The sequence below is a fragment of the Desulfofundulus sp. genome (assembly GCF_049701015.1).
Classification (GTDB): Bacteria; Bacillota; Desulfotomaculia; order Desulfotomaculales; family Desulfovirgulaceae; genus Desulfofundulus.
The window spans coordinates 1-1,687 of the sequence record NZ_JBNATZ010000382.1 but is presented as its reverse complement, the minus strand read 5'-3'; the positions used below and the strand labels follow the sequence as shown (position 1 = coordinate 1,687).

Sequence of the window (1,687 nt, the reverse complement as noted above, 5' to 3'; positions counted from 1 at the left end):
ACTCCGGTAGTTGTTAACGAAGCCGGTACAGCAGAGATCCCCAAGGGTTTAAATGAGGTTACTCTAAAACAGATCTTACTTTTCCTGATTAAAGACGGGGGTGCTCTTTCGGCTGAAGAGGTGGCCACCGGTCTCGGCTTGGCCCGGGTGACTGCCCGGCGTTACCTTGAATACCTGGCCGCATTGGATAAAGTCGCCCTGGAACTGCAGTATGGGTCAGTAGGGCGGCCCATCAAGAGGTACAAAATTAAAGTTCCATAAACATAAAGACCACAATCAACTAAATGGTCAAAATGTTGCCGTGGGGATGTAGAGGGGGGTAAAATGAAGAGAGGTTTTCACAAAAAGAGTTCAATTTTTGTGCGGCATGAGTTGGGAATATTCATATAATTGAAATTATTCATCCTTGTGGGTCCTGTGATAAAGGGGGCTTTAAGGGTAGATATGACGGGCCGGTCAAGGCGCATATTGGTTCTAGCGGCATTGTTCCTGCTCTTCGTTACTGGTTGTGATCAGCGGGGTCCCGATGGGGAGCAGGTGGATCCCACGGAGAAGATCGTGATCAAGTTTTCCCATGTGGTGGCTGAAGACACACCCAAAGGCCAGGCGGCCCGGCGTTTTGCCCGCCTGGTACAGCAGCGCACGGGAGGACGGGTGGAAGTACAGGTTTTTCCCAATTCAACCCTCTATAAGGACGGGGAGGAAATGGACGCCCTGCGGCAAGGTGCGGTTCAGATGATTGCCCCTACCACTTCCAAGTTAAGCTGCCTTGCTCCTCAATGGCAGTTACTTGATTTACCATATCTTTTTGAGAGCAAAGAACAGGTGCACCAGGCGATGGATGGGGAAATAGGTCAAAAACTTTTTGCCACCCTGGAACACTATAATATTCATCCCCTGGCCTTCTGGGATAATGGATTTAAACATATGACCAGCAGCGAAAGGCCTCTGGTCCACCCTCGTGACTTTGCTGGTTTGACTTTCCGGGTAATGATAAACAGCCGGGTTCTTGAAGAACAGTTCCGTTGCCTCGGTGCAAGGGCTACCGCCCTGCCGTTCAGTGATGTGTACAGTGCCCTGGCCGCCAGGCAGGTGGACGGCCAGGAAAACACCATGTCGAATATTTATTCCCAGGGTTTTTATGAAGTCCAACGCTATCTAACGGTGAGCAACCACGGCTTCATGGGTTATGTTGTGTTGACCAATGCTACTTTCTGGCGCTCCCTGCCCCCCGATATTCGTAAAGTTATTGAGGAGACCATGGCCGAGGTAACCTTGTGGGAACGGGAGCAGGCGGCCGGTTTAAATGACAAAAACTTTAAACAAATCGAGTCTTCAGGTAAAGTCAAAATACACATCCAGACTCCCCAGGAAAGGGTCGAATGGCTGGCGGCTTTTACTCCCCTTTACCGGCAGTTTACGCCGGTTATCGGCAATGAATTGGTAGAGGCGGTTTTACGCATGAAGAAAAATTCCTGAAATAAAAATTCCTGAATTCCAGAGAACATACCACTGGCTGGTTGTTTAACAATTTCCAGAATCAAATACCGGGAGGTGAGAACAGGAAATTGATCAACTGGAGGGTGATTGAAAAAAGTAAGGGGGGAGTTGGGAAGTTGATTAATGATTAAATAATCAGTGAAAGGGTGAGAGAATGAAAAAAATTATGATTATGCTGGCTCTTCTG

At 48.4% G+C, this 1,687-nt stretch carries 2 protein-coding genes; both read left to right on the top strand.

Annotated elements, in window-relative coordinates; translation table 11 throughout:
- Positions 1–261: helix-turn-helix domain-containing protein (locus tag ACPLUI_RS14655; protein WP_424660976.1), on the top strand; the 261-nt coding region annotated here is incomplete at its 5' end.
- A 183-nt stretch (positions 262–444) separates the two neighbouring features.
- Positions 445–1,479, top strand: a complete 1,035-nt coding sequence (locus ACPLUI_RS14650) for a TRAP transporter substrate-binding protein (RefSeq protein ID WP_424660975.1) — start codon at positions 445–447, stop codon at positions 1,477–1,479.
- The last annotated feature ends 208 nt before the right edge of the window (positions 1,480–1,687 follow it).

Coding starts and splice junctions, on each gene's coding strand:
- ACPLUI_RS14650 (WP_424660975.1), top strand. CDS start 445: ATGACGGGCCGGTCAAGGCGCATATTGGTTCTAGCGGCATTGTTCCTG.